At 28.7% G+C, this 17,477-nt stretch carries 17 protein-coding genes and 3 tRNA genes; 11 read left to right on the forward strand and 9 right to left on the reverse strand.

Annotated features, from left to right (window positions below):
* Together Q0881_RS02560 and Q0881_RS02565 are read right to left on the reverse strand one after the other, a co-directional pair.
* Nucleotides 1–606: a TIGR04282 family arsenosugar biosynthesis glycosyltransferase gene (locus Q0881_RS02560; RefSeq protein ID WP_299156651.1), complete on the reverse strand. Its 606-nt coding sequence runs from the start codon at nt 604–606 to the stop codon at nt 1–3.
* Nucleotides 599–1,129: a rhodanese-like domain-containing protein gene (locus tag Q0881_RS02565; RefSeq protein ID WP_299156653.1), complete on the reverse strand. Its 531-nt coding sequence runs from the start codon at nt 1,127–1,129 to the stop codon at nt 599–601. Before Q0881_RS02565 ends, Q0881_RS02560 begins: the two co-directional genes overlap by 8 nt.
* Between Q0881_RS02565 and Q0881_RS02570 the strand changes: the two genes are divergently transcribed.
* Nucleotides 1,108–1,263 carry a hypothetical protein gene (locus Q0881_RS02570; protein ID WP_299156655.1) on the forward strand — a complete coding sequence of 52 codons (156 nt, stop codon included), beginning with the start codon at nt 1,108–1,110 and terminating at the stop codon, nt 1,261–1,263. The two genes, Q0881_RS02565 and Q0881_RS02570, sit on opposite strands and share 22 nt — an antisense overlap.
* A gap of 38 nt (nt 1,264–1,301) precedes the next feature.
* Here the strand turns inward: Q0881_RS02570 and arsS are convergent, their stop codons facing one another.
* From arsS to Q0881_RS02590, 4 genes are read right to left on the reverse strand one after another with little or no spacing between them, the layout of a single operon-like run.
* Complete coding sequence (arsS, locus tag Q0881_RS02575) at nt 1,302–2,354, reverse strand: arsenosugar biosynthesis radical SAM (seleno)protein ArsS (protein WP_299156656.1); 1,053 nt, start codon at nt 2,352–2,354, stop codon at nt 1,302–1,304.
* 23 nt (nt 2,355–2,377) lie between these two features.
* Nucleotides 2,378–3,136, reverse strand: coding sequence for an NAD(P)H-dependent oxidoreductase (locus tag Q0881_RS02580; RefSeq protein WP_299156657.1), 759 nt, complete (start codon nt 3,134–3,136; stop codon nt 2,378–2,380).
* A 20-nt stretch (nt 3,137–3,156) separates the two neighbouring features.
* Nucleotides 3,157–3,492 (reverse strand): arsenosugar biosynthesis-associated peroxidase-like protein, encoded by a 336-nt coding sequence (locus Q0881_RS02585; RefSeq protein ID WP_299156659.1) that lies wholly within the window; start codon nt 3,490–3,492, stop codon nt 3,157–3,159.
* Nucleotides 3,493–3,522: 30 nt separating this feature from the next.
* Nucleotides 3,523–4,230 (reverse strand): DUF547 domain-containing protein, encoded by a 708-nt coding sequence (locus tag Q0881_RS02590; protein WP_299156661.1) that lies wholly within the window; start codon nt 4,228–4,230, stop codon nt 3,523–3,525.
* 135 nt (nt 4,231–4,365) lie between these two features.
* Between Q0881_RS02590 and Q0881_RS02595 the strand changes: the two genes are divergently transcribed.
* The 4 genes from Q0881_RS02595 (at nt 4,366) to Q0881_RS02610 (ending at nt 12,626) form a co-directional block, all read left to right on the forward strand.
* Complete coding sequence (locus Q0881_RS02595) at nt 4,366–7,656, forward strand: hypothetical protein (protein WP_299156663.1); 3,291 nt, start codon at nt 4,366–4,368, stop codon at nt 7,654–7,656.
* Nucleotides 7,625–9,568 (forward strand): DUF3857 domain-containing protein, encoded by a 1,944-nt coding sequence (locus Q0881_RS02600; protein ID WP_299156664.1) that lies wholly within the window; start codon nt 7,625–7,627, stop codon nt 9,566–9,568. The genes Q0881_RS02595 and Q0881_RS02600 overlap by 32 nt, the downstream gene beginning before the upstream one ends.
* A gap of 6 nt (nt 9,569–9,574) precedes the next feature.
* The gene (locus Q0881_RS02605) at nt 9,575–11,554 is read left to right on the forward strand and encodes a DUF3857 domain-containing protein (protein WP_299156666.1); all 1,980 of its coding nucleotides are present in this window, start codon (nt 9,575–9,577) and stop codon (nt 11,552–11,554) included.
* Nucleotides 11,555–12,332: 778 nt separating this feature from the next.
* Nucleotides 12,333–12,626 (forward strand): DUF2185 domain-containing protein, encoded by a 294-nt coding sequence (locus Q0881_RS02610; RefSeq protein WP_299156668.1) that lies wholly within the window; start codon nt 12,333–12,335, stop codon nt 12,624–12,626.
* A 78-nt stretch (nt 12,627–12,704) separates the two neighbouring features.
* Here the strand turns inward: Q0881_RS02610 and Q0881_RS02615 are convergent.
* The 3 genes from Q0881_RS02615 to Q0881_RS02625 form a co-directional block, all read right to left on the reverse strand.
* Nucleotides 12,705–12,790, reverse strand: a tRNA-Leu gene (locus Q0881_RS02615).
* Nucleotides 12,791–12,857: 67 nt separating this feature from the next.
* Nucleotides 12,858–12,946, reverse strand: a tRNA-Leu gene (locus Q0881_RS02620).
* A gap of 22 nt (nt 12,947–12,968) precedes the next feature.
* A tRNA-Gly gene (locus Q0881_RS02625) sits at nt 12,969–13,040 on the reverse strand.
* Nucleotides 13,041–13,214: 174 nt separating this feature from the next.
* On the opposite strand from Q0881_RS02625, the gene cyoE reads away from it, so the two are divergent.
* The 6 genes from cyoE (at nt 13,215) to Q0881_RS02655 (ending at nt 17,477) form a co-directional block, all read left to right on the forward strand.
* Nucleotides 13,215–14,117: a heme o synthase gene (gene cyoE / locus Q0881_RS02630; protein ID WP_299156670.1), complete on the forward strand. Its 903-nt coding sequence runs from the start codon at nt 13,215–13,217 to the stop codon at nt 14,115–14,117.
* Entirely contained in the window at nt 14,117–14,701 is a 585-nt protein-coding gene (locus tag Q0881_RS02635) for a cytochrome c oxidase subunit 3 (RefSeq protein WP_299156672.1), read from the forward strand. Before cyoE ends, Q0881_RS02635 begins: the two co-directional genes overlap by 1 nt.
* Nucleotides 14,702–14,757: 56 nt before the next feature.
* A complete protein-coding gene (locus tag Q0881_RS02640; protein ID WP_299156674.1) occupies nt 14,758–15,741 on the forward strand; it encodes a cytochrome c oxidase subunit 3 in 984 nt (327 codons plus the stop codon).
* A gap of 19 nt (nt 15,742–15,760) precedes the next feature.
* Complete coding sequence (locus Q0881_RS02645) at nt 15,761–16,099, forward strand: cytochrome C oxidase subunit IV family protein (protein WP_299156676.1); 339 nt, start codon at nt 15,761–15,763, stop codon at nt 16,097–16,099.
* A 63-nt stretch (nt 16,100–16,162) separates the two neighbouring features.
* Complete coding sequence (locus Q0881_RS02650) at nt 16,163–16,843, forward strand: hypothetical protein (protein ID WP_299156678.1); 681 nt, start codon at nt 16,163–16,165, stop codon at nt 16,841–16,843.
* Nucleotides 16,830–17,477, forward strand: a complete 648-nt coding sequence (locus tag Q0881_RS02655) for an SCO family protein (RefSeq protein WP_299156680.1) — start codon at nt 16,830–16,832, stop codon at nt 17,475–17,477. The genes Q0881_RS02650 and Q0881_RS02655 overlap by 14 nt, the downstream gene beginning before the upstream one ends.

Here is a 17,477-nt window from a genome sequence, read left to right on the forward strand (position 1 = left end):
TTAGTTTTTGTAAAATTGATTGAATATTGGGTTGTCTTTAATATCATCAAAAACATCAATATCGTTTAAGGTTTCTAACAAATGTACTGAAACGTTTTGTAAATCATTTAAAGTGTCTTTTCTAACTGTAGAAGTACCCCAATCTTTATTTTTAAATACGTTTAAATGTAACTTTTTCATTCCAAGAAGATAATAACCTCCATCTTCTGCAGGACCTATAACAACATCATTTGAATTTAGTTTTTCAAAAGCATTGTTAATGTGATGAGGTTTTAAATCGTATAAATCGCTTCCAATGATTAAAACTTTCTCATAGTTATTAGTAAAAGCATCCTGAAATGCATTGTGCATTCTTTCTCCTAAATCATCTCCGTTTTGTTGGTGTTTTTGGTAAATGGATGCATCCCAAATATCATCCTCTCTAATTTTTACCGAATAATAAACTGCCTTGTCACAGGTTAAGTTTTGAGTAACTTCTTTAGTGTGATTTAATAAGAGTTTATAAATTTCTAAAGCAGCTTGATCTCCAATCGTCTTGGCTAATCTTGTTTTGGTTTTTCCCAGTTCTGGATTTCTTGTAAAGATTAACAATAAATTTTTACTCATATATTTTAATTCCTTTGTGAAGCCATTTGCTCCATTCTTTATTAAAAGTATGTACTTTTTGGGTTGGTGTATTTTCTTCTGTTACAATAGTGTTGTCTTGATTCTTCCATTCAAAAATTCCCCCATATAAATTAAATACGTTTGAAAAACCGGCAGCCTGTATTTTTTCTGCAATATCTTCTGAACGAATTCCAAGCGAACAATACACTACAATTTTGGTGTTCTTATTTTCAGGAAGTTTTTTTAATGTGTTTTCTAAATTAAAAAAATCATATCCTACACAAATAGCATTTTTAAGATGACTTACTGCAAATTCTTTAGGTTCGCGAGCATCTAATAAGATAACGTTATTTTCTTTTTTTAATTCAGCTATAGAAATATAAGGAAGACTTTCTGTATTGTGTTTTTTTAATAATTGTTTTAAGTTTTTTTGGGAGAAACAATTAATAGAGATTAATAAACAAAATATTACATTTGCTGCTTTTAAAAAATAAAATTGATATGAAAAAAACTTTAAAAACATTATTTTTATTGATGGTTATCTTTACTCTACAATCTTGTAAAGAGGAAGTTCCTTGCAAAGGTAAAACAACAACGTATACTTTACCTGATGGTTCTACAAGAACTATTGAAGAGCCTTGTTTTGAAAATTATTAAAACGATGAAAAGTTCCCGTTTAGGGAGCTTTTTAAATTTTAAGCTACAGTTCCTTGGCAACTACTTCCTGCACCAGCTGTACAACCGTAACAATGTTGGTTGATAATAATATTTCTATTTTGAATAAGCTCTTCGTTGTATTCTGAAATATGTTTTACTTTACTAGCTACTTTTAAATTCAGCATTTGATTAAAATCGCAATCGTATAAATAACCATCCCAACTTATAGATAATGTATTGGTACACATTACATTTTCTACAGCCATAGGATTGTACGCTTCTACTAATGCATACATATAATCTTCGTAATTTTCAGAAGCAATTAAGTAATCTAAAAATCGACTAATAGGTAAATTGGTTATAGCAAATAAGTTATTAAAATCGATATTAAAATCGTCTTTTAAAGCTTTTTTAAAATCTGCTTCTAAAGCGATCTGATCTCCTGGTAAAAATGCACCAGATGGATTGTATACTAAATCTAGTTTTAAAGAAGAGTTTTCAATTCCATACCCAACTTCATTCAACATTTGAAGTGCTTTTATTGATTTATCAAAAACACCATCGCCACGTTGTTTATCTGTTTTTCCACGAGTCCAATGCGGCATTGATGATACTACATGAACATTATGTTTTTTAAAGAATTCAGGTAAGTCATAATATTTTTTATTTGCTCTAATAATAGTTAGATTAGAACGAACAATAAAGTCTTTAATTCCTGCTTTTGAAGCTTCTTCTACAAACCATCTAAAATTAGGATTCATTTCTGGAGCACCTCCAGTTAAGTCTAAAGTATGAGCCCCCGTAGTTTTTATAACATCTAGGCATTGTTGCATTGTTTCCTGAGTCATAATCTCTTTACGATCTGGACCTGCATCTACATGACAATGCGCACAAACTTGATTACACATATAGCCCAAATTAATTTGTAAAATCTCTAATTTATTTGGGCGTAAAGGAAATTGATTTGTCTCTTTTATTTTTTTAGCAAACGTTGGTAATTCTCCATCAGCAAAAATTCCGTTAGATAAAATATCTAATTGACGTTGCGTATTTGCGAGATCGTTATTTCTTGCTAAAAGTGATTTTTTCATTTAGTTATAACTATAAATTATATTTATCTTTTATGTTCTGGGCTATCAAAACCTGCTTTACATCCAGCTTCCCATTCATCAGGTAAGTTCCCATAGGCAGGAACACCTTCATTATCTTTAAGCATTCTGGCTAAATGTAATGTATTCCAAACTAAAAAGGTTGTATTCCTGTTGGTAAAATCGTTTTCTTGACCACCAGAACCTTCATCCATATAAGAAGGACCAGGACCAGCTTCTCCCATCCACCCTGCATCGGCTTGTGGTGGTACAGTATAACCAATATGAGAAAGAGAAAACAAAATACTCATGGCACAGTGTTTTACACCATCTTCATTTCCCGTAATTAAAGTAGCACCTACTTTACCATAATCTCTGTATTGTCCTTTTTTATTAAATTGATGTGTATAGCCATACATGCGCTCAAGTGTTCTATTACAAACTGAAGATTTTTCTCCTAGCCATACAGAAGTACAAAGTATTAAAATGTCGGCTGCATCAATTTCTTTTTGAATTGTTGGCCAATCGTCTTTATCCCATTCTGGAGTATTAGACATATCTAAACCTAAACCAGCTGGAATATCATAATCTACTGGGCGAATAATTTTAGTGCTAACTCCGTTTGCCTCGTAAATTTTTTGAGCAACTTTTATCAAACCTTCAGTATGCGATAAAACAGGAGTTCTATTTAAAGTACAGTTTAAAAATAGTACTTTTAAATCGTTGTACTTTGCTGGTGGATTTTCGCAGTGTGATTTGATTTTCTGATGTAGCTGTGTCGACATTTTAATTGGTTTTATATTAATTACATTTCTAACTTATTTACTTTATTCATCATTTGCACTCCATGTACTAAAGTAGCACCACTTTTTATAGCGGCACCAACATGAACAGCTTCCATCATTTCTTCTTTGGTAATACCTCGTTGTAAACCATCTTTTGTATAAGCATCTATGCAATATGGGCATTGTTCTGTATGTGCTACAGCCAAGGCAATTAAACTTTTTTCTCTAGCGGTTAAAGCACCTTCTTCAAATACTTTTCCATAATAATCAAAGAACTTGTTTCCAAGTTCTTCATTCCATTCTGTTATTTTCCCAAACTTTCGTAAGTCGGCAGGATCGTAATATGTTTTAGACATGTGTTTATTTTAAGTTGAAAAATAAAAGTACTACTTTCCGTTTAAACTCCAATCATATTCAAGGAATCTGATCTTTGCTTTAGGACTTATTTTGATTTTTGAATATTTGTTAAGAAAGTCTATTAATGAACCTTTTTTAGTAAAATCTCCTTTAAACCATTCAAATATTTTTGAAAGTTCAACTTTATGCTCACTAATCTTATTTCTGTTAGGGTCGTTAATAAATTTCTTCATTAATTCTATAGTCTTAGCTTTGTAATTAGTTTCTGTAAAAGCAAAATTACCTAATTGAGGACATGAGCCCGATGCACAGTTTACACCTACATGTATTTTTGGGTCGTTAAAATTTTTACGTAAAATTTTGTGCTCTATATGGTTTAAGGTATATGTTTTACCACCAACTTTAGCAAAAGGAATGTTCCAAGCATCTTTTCCTTTTTGTTTAATTTTTAAAATACTTTTTAAAGGGTAATTATCTAAAATTAACTGAATAGTATAAGCATTGTAAGCGTTTACCCAAAAAGCTTTTGTTTTTGTAGCTGACCAATTTTTTTGAGGTGTTGTTTTGTTAAGGTAACTTAAGTAGGATTTAAGTTTTGTCTCATCTTTTTTAAAGGCTTTGTAATTTACATTTCCTTTTGCATCTACATGCTTTTTTAAAAGTGAATTAAAATTAGAAGTTTGACCTTGAGAGGTTAAGAAAAAAGATAAACTTAATATTAATAATAAATTCTTCATGCTTGTTTGTTTTAAACTGTGAGTTTAGACGTTGGTTTAGTAGGGACATTACAAAGAAAAAGAATATTTGAATTAATGATTGATTATTCATTATGAAGAGTAACTACTTTTTATAATTTTAATTATTTTAGCACTATGAAAAAAATATTAATTGCTATGTTTCTTGTTTCGAGCATGTGTAACTCGCAAGAAAAAATTCCGTTTATTGATTATACAGAAATTAAAAAATCAATTGCCCAAGACTCTGAAGAAATAGATGATCTTAAAAAGATAGAACTTTTAAATAAGGTTAATGAAAATGACTCAATGTATTATGATGTTTTGTCTTCAAAATCATATTATCTATTTAGATTAAAAAAATATGAAGACGTAATAAAAATTGCTAACGAAGGAATAAATAATAAACATGAAAGCTCTAAAGAAAGTTTTTATATAAATAAAGGAGTTGCATTAACAAGTCTTAAAAGGTATAAAGAAGCAATAAGTACCTATAATTTAGGAATAAAAACCTATCCTAAAAATTATTTATTATGGTTTAATAAAGGGGTTGTGTTTGAAACTCAAGGAAAGTTGAATGAAGCTTTGTCTGCATATAAAATGTGTATTACTTTAAATCCAATGTATAAAAAACCTCATTTGCAAATGGGGAATATATTTTATAAACAAGAAAGAATTACACAAGCTTTAATGTGTTTTAATCTTTATTTGCTTTTAGAGCCTGATGGAGAAGGAGCTTTTACTATTCTTAAATCTCTTAATAATATAGTTACAGCTAAAAATATAAATAAGAAAAATGAAGACGTTGAATTATTAGATGCGGATGATTCTTATGAAGATATTGATTTAGTGTTAGATAGTAAAATGACAATCGGGAAAAATTATAAGATTGAAAATAAAATTAATATAGCACTAACAAGACAAAATCATGCAATGATTCAGCAATTGAAGAGTTTTGAAGGGGATGGAGGTTTTTGGGATAAAAAATATGTTCCTATATATAAATGGATAGCTGAAAATAATTATTTCGATGATTTTACTTATACGCTGTCTTATTCAGTAGAGAATCCTGATTTTAAAAAAATTATTGATAAAAAAACAAAAAACATTATAGCTTTTTTGGAAAAATTCAAGATAAAATGGGCTAGTATTGTTGGGCAAAATACTATTCTTTTTAATGGAAAGAAGCAAAAAGTCACTTATAGTTATAATGATACTTATGTAAATGCTATTGGTAAATTAAATAATGAAATTAATATAGGTTATTGGGAATATTATAACGAAAATGGATTATTGATAGCTAAAGGAAATTTTGACGATTCAGGAAAAAAAATAGATAAATGGACTTGGTATAATGGTTTAGATAAGGTTAAAGAAACAGCTTTTTATGAAGAGGGAAAATTGAATGGAAAAAATTTAATGTTACATAAAAATCAAAAACATTATGTAGATGCAACCTATAAAGACAATAAATTAGAAGGTAAATATAAATATTATAATAATAAAGGGGCTTTATTAGAAGAAAAGTATTTTAAAGATGGAGAGTTAGATGGTATTTATAAATCGTATTTTAAAGTAGGAGAAAAAATACTTGAATATAATATTCCATATAAAAAAGGGCTAATAGATGGAGAGAAAATCGAATACTATGTTAATGGAAATATATATGCTAAAGCAAACTATATTGGAGGTAAGATTAATGGAATTGAAACAAAATATCATTTTAATAAACAAATAGCTTCGGAAATACATTATTTAAATGGTAATTTAAATGGACGTTATAAATTATACTATACAAACGGTCAGTTAAGTGAAGAGGGACAAAGCCTAGAAGGACTTTATGATGGAGATTGGAAGGTATATTATTTCAATGGTACATTAAAGAGCGAGTTTACTTACAAAAAAGGAAAGCTGTCTGGTTTTTATAAGTATTATGATACAGACGGAAAATTATATTATGAGCATACATATCGTAAAGGAAATATAGTTGCTTACAAATTTTACAATAAAAAAGGAGGAATTGTAAAAGAGGTGAAAAAGAAAGGAGGAGAGTTTTATTATGAAGGGCTTTCACCAACAGGAAATAAAACAACAGAAGGGTTGTACGATATTTCTGGAGGGAAAAAAGGAAACTGGAAGTTTTACTCAGATAATGGAGTTCTTACTGGGGAAGGAAATTATATAGAAAATAAAACTAGTGGAGATTATTTTCATTATTATAATAATGGAAGCAAGCAATCTATAACACCTTATAAGGATGATATTATTGAGGGGTATTATATAGGTTACCACCTAAATGGAAAAGTAAGTGTTCAAGGTTGGTATAAGAAAGGGTCTGAGCATGGAGAATGGAGATATTATTATTCAGATGGAACTATTCAATCAATTAATTTTTTTCATAAAGGAAAATTGCATGGGAGTCAAGAGTATTTTGGAGGAGATGGAAAACTCGTTTCTAAATCTAAAATGAATTTTGGAGAGCTTGTTTCCGAAATAATTTTTGATAAAAAAGGGATCTCTTTTGAAGAAATAAATTATCAATCTAATAATAATGAGTATTCAATTATTTCTAAACATTTTAATGGCGAAATTAAAACAAACAACACTTATCTAAATGGAGTTATACATGGTTTGTACAAGGAGTTTTATTTTAGTGGAAATAAAAGAGTAGTAGGAAGTTATGTGAACGGAAAGCAAAATGGGCCTTGGATTTGGTATTATGATACAGGAGAAGTAGAAAGCAAGGTGAATTATCTTAATGGAAACCTTAATGGTAATTGTATTAATTATTATAAAACAGGAGAAATAGAAGATGAGTATTATTATAGCAATGGTGTAAATATAGGAACTCATATTAGTTATTTTAAGAATGGAAAGAAAGAGCTTGTAAAGAAATATTTAGAAGATAAATTGCATGGAAGGATGGAGTTTTATGATCCATCGGGAAGATTACAACTTGTTCGTTTTTACAGTTATGGGAGGTTAATAGGTTATAGCTATTTGGATAAAGATGGGAAAGAATTTCCTATGATAGAATTGAAAAATGAAACTGGTAAAATTTTAGCATTTTATGATAATGGGAAAAAATCAAAAATAATGGAATATAAAAATGGAGATTTAGTAAATTCTTATAAATCGTATTTTTATAATGAGAATGTTGAGGATGAAATTATATTTATAGATGGAGAATATAATGGTGTGAAAAAAGAATATTTTTTAAATGGTAAATTGAAGGAAGAGGTTGAATATAGTTATGGAATTAGACATGGGAAAGCTATAAAGTATTACGAAAATGGCCAAAAAAAAGAAGAGAAAAAATATTTAAATAATTTATTACAAGGAGTTGGTAAATTTTATAATAAAGAAGGGAAGCTTAAAAAAAGGATAAAATATTTTAATGATAAAATTACTGGAATTGAAAAAATATAATAAGTATTTCGTTACAGTCATTTTTTTTTTACTTTCCATAACTGTTTATTCTCAATATTCAGAAGAATATAAAAAATATAGTAAACAATATCCAAACTCTAGAAAAGTAAGATTAAATCAAGAGATCATAATTACTATAAAGTTAACAGGTGAAGAATTTGATATTAAACAAGAATTTATTGAAGAGGATTTGTATTTAAATGAATCTGCAACTTATGGTTCTAAAAAAGTATTAAAATACTCATCTTTTTTTGAATTGGAAAAAATCTCAGCATCTTCATTTTCATATGAAAAAGGGAAATACAAAGAGTCAAAAGTAAAGGAGTTCAAAAAGAAAGATGATTTAAGTCAATCATTTTATGATGATACTAAAGCGCTAAGTTTCATATATCCAAATTTAAAAAAAGGATCGAAGTCAAAACTGCATTATATTGAAAAAGTAAAAAACCCTCGATTTATAAGTCCCTTTTATTTTGCAGATTATTTTCCTATAATAAAAAATAAAGTAACAATAATTGTAGATAAAGGGATAGGTTTAAAATTTAAAAAATTTAATGTTGGTAATGAGAATATTTTATTTTCCAAGAAAGAAAAAAGGAAGAAAACAATTTATAAATGGGAATTAAAGAATAAAAATAAGTATGATTTTGAAGATGATTCACCAAGCTACAAAAGTATACTGCCACATATAATTCCAATAATTACTACCTATAAAAATAAAAAGAAGACAAAAAAACTTCTTGGAGAAGTTTCAGATTTATATAATTGGTATTATTCTTTAGTAGAAAATGTAAATAAAGAGAAACCAAGTAAAGAATTAGTAGATATAGTAACTGAAATTACTTTAAATAAAAAAAGTGATTTAGAAAAAGTAAAAGCTATCTATTATTGGACACAAAAAAACATTAAATATATAGCTTTTGAATATGCTTTAGGAGGTTTTATACCGAGGGAATCTAATGATGTTTTTAGAAAGAAGTATGGTGATTGTAAAGATAATTCAAGTATTCTTTTTAAAATGTTAGAAATTGCAGGTTTAAAAGGAAATTTAACTTGGGTAGGTACAAGAAGTATTCCTTATTCTTATAAAGAAGTGCCAACACCAATTGTAGATAATCACATGATACTTACTTATGAAAATAATGGAAAGACATATTTTTTAGATGCTACAGGGAGGTATGTTAAATTAGGGATACCTACATCCTTTATACAAGGAAAAGAAGTGCTAATTTCTTATGGAGATAAGTTTAAAGTAAAAAAAGTGCCAATAATAGCAGCACAAAGTAATGCTGTTATAGATTCTACATACATTAAAGTGTTAGATAACAATATAATTGGGAACTCAAAAACTACAATTTCTGGGTATCCAAAAATTAATTACTTCCAGGAATTAGAAAATGAAAATTCACAGTCTAAGTTAAAAGAATTTTATAATTGGAAACTTAAAAAAGGAAATAATAAATTTCTGATTAAAAATTTTAAAGAAATTGATAAGTATAATTATGATGAGGATTTTGTTGTGAACTATAGTTTCGAAATAGATAATTATTTCAAAAAACTAGGAGACGAAATTTATTTTAATCTAAATTTAAATAAAGAGTTGTCAAAATTTAAAACGGAAAAGAAACGAAAAACAGAAAAAGAATTTGATTATAAAAAATATTATAGTTTTTATACTGTGTTAGAAATCCCTGAAGGTTATAAAGTAGATTATTTACCAGAAAATGTGTTAGTTTCAAATAAATTAATGAGATGTAATATTAGTTTTCAATTAAAAGAGAATAAGATAATATATAACCAAGTTATAGAACTGAATTTTTTAACCTTGAATTTAGAAGAACAAAAAGAAGTTAATAAACAAATAGAAAAGATTGAAAAAAGCTATAAAGAAATAATTGTATTAAAAAAATAAATACCTATGAAAAATAAATATTCGATATTAATAATAGTCACACTGTTACTAAGCTTACAAGCTACATTTTCACAGAAACTTCCTTTTTTTAAAAATTATGATTGGGATAAAACTCCAAACTATAAAATAGAAAAAGAAAGTAATAAAAAGATGGTAGCGATTAAAGAAAAAATTGTTACTGAGTTTTATTTTGAAGAGAATTCATTAATTGAATATTTTTTAGAGCACAAAGTACTATGGCTAAATTCAGATGAAAAAATAGAAGATTATAATAAAATTTATTTACCATATTCTTCAACTTCTAATTTAGAAGTTCATAAAGCTCGGGTGGTTACAAAAGAAGGAGAGGTGATCAATTTAGATCAGTCTAAAATATTAACAGCAAATGATGAGGAAACGGGTAAAAAATATAAATACTTTGCTTTTGAAGGAATAGAAAAAGGAAGTTTTATAGAGTTTATTTACGTAGTGAAAAAGACTCCTGTATATAGTGGAAGAAAAATTAACTTACAATCATCATATGATAAAAAAGTTGTAGAGTTTGATTTGTTTTCGCCTAAAAATTTAATTTTTAAATTCAAAAGTTATAATAATTTACCATCAATAGTTGAAGACACAATTATAAAAGAGAAAAATAATTGGAAACTTCATTTAAAAGAAATAAAGGGTATTGAAAAGGAAAATCTTTCGGCTTACAATGCATCTAAAGGAGCTATTGTTTACAAGTTAGATAAAAACACAGCTACAAAAGTATCAGATATAACATCATACAATAGGGTTTCTCAAAACTTATATGCTTTTTATTATCCAGAATATAAAAAGAAGACGGTTCAGTTGCTTAACAAGTTTATTACTGATTTGTCATTAGAAAATGTTAAAGATGAAGAAAGCGTTGTTAGAAAGTTGGATTATTATATTAAAACAAATTTATTTATATCTAATGAGGCTGATAAAAACTTGAAAGATTTAAATGAGATTCTTGTTAAAAGAGTGATGAATGAAACAGGAGCTTTAAAATTATATATTTCCTTATTAAGAACTTTAAAAATAAAACACGAATTAGTTATAACAAGTGATAGGAGAGAGGTTAAATTTGATGAAAATTTTGAAGCAAATAACTTTCTTACAGATTTTTTAATTTACTTTCCAAGAACTAAATTGTATTTGTCACCCAACGATTTTGAAAGTAGATTTGGTTTTCCAGCTGCATATAAAACAGATAATTATGGGTTATTTGTTAAAGAAGTTAAAATAGGAGAATTTAAATCAGCAGTAGGTAAGATTAAATATATAAAGCCAGTAAAATCAGATAAAACATTTGATTCAATGTTTGTAAATGTTGATTTTGAAGAAGGTGATTTGTTAAAAAATAATATACAATTAGATAGGTCGTTTAATGGTTATTACGCGATGGATATTCAACCATTTATTCATTTAATAAAAGGAGAAAAAAGAGATGAGCTAATTGATGGTTTAGCAAAAAGCATTAATAAAAACATTGAAATAAAAAGTAAAAAACTAGTTAATGACAAGCCAGAATTGTTTGGGGTAAAGCCACTACAATTTATTGTCAATTTTAGCTCAGAAGCTTTTGTGGAAAAAGCAGGAAGAAAATATTTGTTTAAATTAGGAGAGTTAATTGGTATGCAAATGCAGTTATACCAAGAGAAAGAAAGGGTTTTGTCTCTAGAAGAAAAATTTCAAAGAAGTTACTTTCGTACAATTAATGTAAATATACCTAAAGGATATAAAATAACAAATCTAGAAGATCTTAATATAAATAACTCTTATTCTGAAAACGGAAAAGAATTCTTTTCTTTTAAATCATCTTTTAAGTTAATAGATAATAAGTTAAAGATTATAGCAAACGAACATTATAGAAAGAATATAATAAGTGTTTCTCAATATGAAGAGTATAGAAAAGTTATAAATAGTGCTGCAGATTTCAATAAAATAGTGTTGCTTCTTGAATTAGATTTAAAATAAATTAATGAAAATGAATAGAGTAATAAAGTATTTAGCATACTCGATTGTATATAGTTAGGTAACAATACTTGTGAAATATCTTTTCATAAAGATAAAAATGAAACTATAGCTTCTGTATATGGGGTTATTATGTGGCTGTACTATGTGTTCTCTGGACAGCTAAATAAATAAACAAAAGAAAGTGAATAAAGTAAAGTCTTTTGTGCCGAGTATGAGTAATTATATTTAAAAAAAAGATATTGCCACGTTATAAATTGTTTATAACGTGGTTTTTATTTGTATTATGGTAGAATGTGTTTTTAGTACAGCCATAAATTATACAGATTTAGAAAGTGTAACTGTAACAGTACTAAGAAAGGTATAGGTATTACTTTAGTTATAAAGAGCTATTTATAATAAGTATACTTACAGTTTTATAGTTTCTCACGTATTTAAAATCCGCGAGATCCGTTTTTGTTAGGTTTTTACTTCCAACGGAGTTCGCTGATGGTTCCGTATTGTTTTTATTGTGTCAGCGAAGTTCGCTGAGCATATTGTTTACTTACAAAAGCTTCAGCGAAGCCCGTTGATGGCTCTGTAAAGTTTTTATTAGACCAGCGAAGTTCGCTGATGGTTTCAAAAGGGTTTTAACCTTGTGTCGAAACAATTGCGTCGTTTGGTAATAACAGCTATAAGAAAGTTAAGGTTGATGCTTAAAGAAATAAACGATTATTACAAACAAAAGAGCTATTTTATTAGCTAATGAAAGTAATGGCTTAATAATATAAATAAATTGAAAATGGAATTAAAGATAGGAGCAGTTTTTACAAGTAATAAAGTTTTAAAAGAGAAAGAACTTCCTTCGTGGATGTATAGGGAGGAGGCTAGTTATGAAGAGGATAGTGGTTGGAGGATTTTTTCAGGTAATGAAGATGAAGATTATCTAGATAATCCTGATAATTTTAAACTAATAACATCAGAGCAATTAATAAAGATAGATAAAGAGATTAAATCAAATTTGTTAGCTCCTTATGGTTTTTCTTTTGAAAGGGATGAAAGTACAGGGAAATGGATGATGGTAGAGGAGGGATAATGAGTATTAAAAGAAAATAAGCAGGAGAAGTTAATTTGTTAAATAAAAAAACCTTAACAAATAAATGTTAAGGTTTAGTACTGAAGGCGGGACTTGAACCCGCACGGACATTACAGTCCATTGGATTTTAAGTCCAACGTGTCTACCAATTCCACCACTTCAGCATGGTTAATGCTATATATATCTTTTTGACTACTTTTAAAATTAAGCCTCGCTAATAAAAGCGAGGCTTGGTACTGAAGGCGGGACTTGAACCCGCACGGACATTACAGTCCATTGGATTTTAAGTCCAACGTGTCTACCAATTCCACCACTTCAGCTTAATATCTCTTAAAAGGATTGAGCGAAAGACGGGATTTGAACCCGCGACCCCCACCTTGGCAAGGTGATGCTCTACCCCTGAGCTACTTTCGCGTAGTCAAAAATTATTTTAAAGAACTTGTGCATTGCTCCGAATGCGGGTGCAAATATAACACCATTTTTCTAATTACAAAGCACTTTTTTATTTTTTTTAAATTTAATTACTAATAATTTTTATGGCAGTTACATAAGAAAGAAATACCTTTGCAAAAATTTTTAAAATAAGAAGTGAGCACTGTTTCATCTGTACATACAAAAACCTCTTTAAAATCAGTCTTTAACGATTTTAAGCAATTAACAAAAGTTGGCTTATCGGTTAGTGTAGTATTCACATCTATTACAGGATATTTATTAGGAGCGGAAACAATAAATTATACGACTATAATATTATTAGCTATTGGAGGCTATTTAATGGTAGGAGCATCAAATGCATTTAACCAAGTAATAGAAAAAGATATAGACGCTATAATGCAACGTACAAAAAACAGACCATTGCCAGCAGGAAGAATGTCTGTAACAGCAGCATTACTAATAGCAAGTGTCTTTACCATAGCAGGAATTGCAATATTGTATGCAATAAATCCAAAATGTGCTTTATTTGGAGCTATTTCAATATTTTTATATACAAGTGCCTATACACCATTAAAGGCGGTAACACCTTTAGCTGTTTTTGTAGGGGCAATACCAGGAGCCATTCCTTTTATGTTAGGATGGGTAGCAGCAACAGGAGAATTTGGAATAGAAGCAGGGTTTTTATTTATGATTCAGTTTTTTTGGCAATTCCCACACTTTTGGGCAATAGGTTGGTTGCAATACGAAGAATACAATAAGGCAGGACTGCATATGTTGCCTATGGATAAAAAAGACAAAGGAGCTATTGTGCAAATTATATTTTATACCTGTATTATGATATTAATGTCGGTAGCACCGGTATTAAAAGTAACAGGAAACTTTTATATATATCCAGTAACAGCAGTTATTATATTATTATTAGGGTTGTTAATGTTGTATTATGCATTTCAATTATATAAAACAGAAAAAAACACCGATGCACGTAAATTAATGCTTGCAAGTGTTTTTTACATTACGATAGTACCCATAATATATGTGGTAGATAAATTTTTACACTAATGAGTGAACAAACTTTACAAGAAGAGTTAAAAGTAGGTAGACGAAAATCGGCGAAACCAATGTTATGGATTTCGATGATAAGTATGGTAATGTTCTTTGCAGGTCTAACAAGTGCTTATGTAATAAGTATGAACCGTGAAGATTGGGTTACTTTCGATTTGCCACAGGCATTTTATATAAGTACCGTATTAATTGTAATGAGTAGTATAACATTAATACTGTCGCAAAAATTTTTAAGAAAAGACAAAATTCAAGTGTCATTTATGCTGTTGTTAGCCACTTTAGTGCTAGGATTAGGCTTTGTATGGCAACAATATGTAGGATTTAACGAGTTAAAAGCTGTAGGATTATATTTTACTGGACCAGAAAGTACAGTATCTACGTCTTTTATAATAGGAATAACATTTTTACACGTATTACACCTGTTAGCAGGGGTAATCGTATTATTAATAGTAATTTATAATCATTTTAAAAAGAAATATTCATCAGCGGATATGCTTGGGTTTGAGTTAGGTGCAATCTTTTGGCATTTCGTAGATGTATTATGGATTTATCTATTTTTCTTTTTCTATTTCATAAGATGATGAAAAATGCGTAATTTTGGCGCACTGTTTTAACAAAAATTAACAAAAAGAGATTTATGGGAGCAAATATTGCTGTAAATTCTGACAACAAAGAGACCTGGGGCGGAGGTGGTGCAAAACCATTTGGCGCTAGTTATGGTAAAATGATGATGTGGTTTTTTATCGTATCAGATGCATTAACATTTTCAGGTTTTTTAGCAGCGTACGGTTTAACACGTTTTAAATTTATTGACTCTTGGCCAATAGCCGATGAGGTATTTACCCACTTTCCAGGGTTGCATGGTGTACACGCACCAATGTATTATGTAGCATTAATGACATTTATTTTAATTGTATCGTCGGTAACTATGGTGTTAGCGGTAGATGCAGGTCATCAAATGAAACAAAAGAAAGTAGCTTGGTATATGTTTGCAACAATTATCTTCGGTATTATTTTCGTAGGATCGCAAGCATGGGAGTGGAAAAACTTTATTAACGGTTCATACGGAGCAGTTAAAACAAGTAACAATCATATTTTACAATTTGTGAAGGATGGACATCAGATAGCATTAGCTGATTTTGTACATGCAGATAGAAAAGATGATAGAATTCATCATACTCGTAAAAATGGATTGTGGTTTGATCAAGAACCAACTATTTCTCAATATTCAGTAGCACAAGTTCAGGAAGCATTTAAAGCAGATCCTTCTTTGTTAATTAGAACTGAAAGATTAAATCCAGAAACAAAACAAAAGATAATATTATCTAGAGAAGAGAGTTTAGCAAAATTAGCTTTAGCAAATCAAGTTGTTGAAGGAGCAAACTTACATGTAAATGAATATGGTAATCCAATCTTTGCAGATTTCTTTTTCTTCATTACAGGATTTCACGGATTCCACGTATTTTCAGGAATTTTAATTAATATAATCATATTCTTTAATGTAGTGTTAGGTACGTACGAACGTAGAGGACATTATGAAATGGTTGAAAAAGTAGGTTTATATTGGCACTTTGTAGATTTAGTTTGGGTATTTGTATTTACCTTCTTCTACTTAGTATAATTAAAAAACGATAGTAAAAATGGGTCACGCACACGAATCGAATAAAAAAAGAATTTGGATTGTTTTAGCAATCTTAACAATTATAACAACTGTTGAAGTTGGGTTAGGTATTGTTAAACCAGCATCATTGCATTTACATGGATGGGGAACTAGTTGGTTAAACTGGATTTTCATTATCTTAACAATAGCGAAAGCATATTATATTGCATGGGCATTTATGCACTTAGAAGCAGAAAAAACTTGGTTTAGAAGAGCCATTGTTTGGACAGCTGTATTCTTAATATCATACTTGTTATTCATTGTATTGATAGAAGGAGATTATTTACACGAAACATTAGCGCCATTAGTAAAATGGTAATTTTATAAGAATTTAAAAAAAGGTGGTTTTAACCACCTTTTTTTGTCTTTAATTTATAATAGAATGAAGATTTCAAAAAAACACATTGTCTTATTTGCACTGTTTATTGTGCCAGTGTTATTTTATATGTTATTGCAAATTGGGACCCATAATTTTGGGAAATTACCAATAGTAACTAAAGATGTAATTGATATTTCTTTAATTGATAAAAATTTCACTTTTGATAAAAGAGTTACTGTAGTTTCTTTTTTAGGAAACGATATTGACTTAGCAAAAGGAGAAGTATATAATTTAAAGGAAAAAATTTATAATAAATTTTCTAATTATGTGAGTTTTCAGATGATTTCTTTAGTTCATGAGAGTCAAAAAGAAGCTATAGATGATTTGAAAAAAATGCTAAGCGTTAACACAGATTTAAGTAGATGGAATTTTATTTTTGCTTCTACTGAAGAAATGCAAGCATTACACGAAAGTTTTAAAACTCCAAATCCTTTGGATGAAAAATTTCATTCGCCAAAAGCTTATATTATAGATAAAGAATATAATTTAAGAAGAGGTAAGTCAACAATTAAAAGTCTAGAAGATAAAAATTTATTCGGGTATACCATGAAATCTGTAGCTGAACTTAAAAATGATATGATTGATGATGTAAGTGTTGTTTTAGTGGAGTATAAAATGGCTTTGAAGAAAAATAACAGAAGTGAAGATAGAAGAACAAATAGCATTTCAAATGAAAAAAAATAACTATTCATACGTAGGAATTTCGTTTATAATATTATTATTTGGAATTTATTCGGTACCAAAAATTGTAAAACATTTTCAAAAAGCTGATTTATATAAATATAATAAGGTTCCTGATTTCGAATTCATAAATCAAGATGGAGAGACTATATCAAATAAAAATTTTGAAGATAAGGTATATGTTGTAGAATTTTTCTTTGCAACCTGTCCAACAATTTGCCCAATAATGAATGCAAGAATGGTAGAGGTTCAAAATGAGTTTATGGGGAATCCTAACTTTGGAATTGCATCGTTTTCTATAACACCAGAGATAGACACACCAAAGCAATTGAGGGAGTATGCTAAAAGAAATGGAATAAACCATAAAAATTGGCACATGCTTACAGGGAAATCAGAAGATGTGGTGTACAAGTTATCAAATGAAGGATTTAAATTGTTTGTAGGGAAAGGAGAGGTTTCTCATGGAGGATTTGAGCACTCAGGCTTATTTGCTTTAGTAGACAAAGATGGATATATCTGCTCACGTTATGATGAACATGGGAATCCAATAGGGTATTATAGAGCGTTAGAAGAACATGGTTTCGGAAATCAAATTCAAGAATTAAAAGAAGACATAAAGTTATTATTAAAAGAGTAA

Origin of the sequence: uncultured Tenacibaculum sp. (genome assembly GCF_947494125.1) — a bacterium.
Lineage (GTDB): Bacteria > Bacteroidota > Bacteroidia > Flavobacteriales > Flavobacteriaceae > Polaribacter.

Coding starts and splice junctions, on each gene's coding strand:
- Q0881_RS02560 (WP_299156651.1), bottom strand. CDS start 606: ATGAGTAAAAATTTATTGTTAATCTTTACAAGAAATCCAGAACTGGGA.
- Q0881_RS02570 (WP_299156655.1), top strand. CDS start 1,108: ATGAAAAAAACTTTAAAAACATTATTTTTATTGATGGTTATCTTTACT.
- Q0881_RS02565 (WP_299156653.1), bottom strand. CDS start 1,129: ATGTTTTTAAAGTTTTTTTCATATCAATTTTATTTTTTAAAAGCAGCA.
- arsS (WP_299156656.1), bottom strand. CDS start 2,354: ATGAAAAAATCACTTTTAGCAAGAAATAACGATCTCGCAAATACGCAA.
- Q0881_RS02580 (WP_299156657.1), bottom strand. CDS start 3,136: ATGTCGACACAGCTACATCAGAAAATCAAATCACACTGCGAAAATCCA.
- Q0881_RS02585 (WP_299156659.1), bottom strand. CDS start 3,492: ATGTCTAAAACATATTACGATCCTGCCGACTTACGAAAGTTTGGGAAA.
- Q0881_RS02590 (WP_299156661.1), bottom strand. CDS start 4,230: ATGAAGAATTTATTATTAATATTAAGTTTATCTTTTTTCTTAACCTCT.
- Q0881_RS02595 (WP_299156663.1), top strand. CDS start 4,366: ATGAAAAAAATATTAATTGCTATGTTTCTTGTTTCGAGCATGTGTAAC.
- Q0881_RS02600 (WP_299156664.1), top strand. CDS start 7,625: ATGATAAAATTACTGGAATTGAAAAAATATAATAAGTATTTCGTTACA.
- Q0881_RS02605 (WP_299156666.1), top strand. CDS start 9,575: ATGAAAAATAAATATTCGATATTAATAATAGTCACACTGTTACTAAGC.
- Q0881_RS02610 (WP_299156668.1), top strand. CDS start 12,333: ATGGAATTAAAGATAGGAGCAGTTTTTACAAGTAATAAAGTTTTAAAA.
- Q0881_RS02635 (WP_299156672.1), top strand. CDS start 14,117: ATGAGTGAACAAACTTTACAAGAAGAGTTAAAAGTAGGTAGACGAAAA.
- Q0881_RS02640 (WP_299156674.1), top strand. CDS start 14,758: ATGGGAGCAAATATTGCTGTAAATTCTGACAACAAAGAGACCTGGGGC.
- Q0881_RS02645 (WP_299156676.1), top strand. CDS start 15,761: ATGGGTCACGCACACGAATCGAATAAAAAAAGAATTTGGATTGTTTTA.
- Q0881_RS02650 (WP_299156678.1), top strand. CDS start 16,163: ATGAAGATTTCAAAAAAACACATTGTCTTATTTGCACTGTTTATTGTG.
- Q0881_RS02655 (WP_299156680.1), top strand. CDS start 16,830: ATGAAAAAAAATAACTATTCATACGTAGGAATTTCGTTTATAATATTA.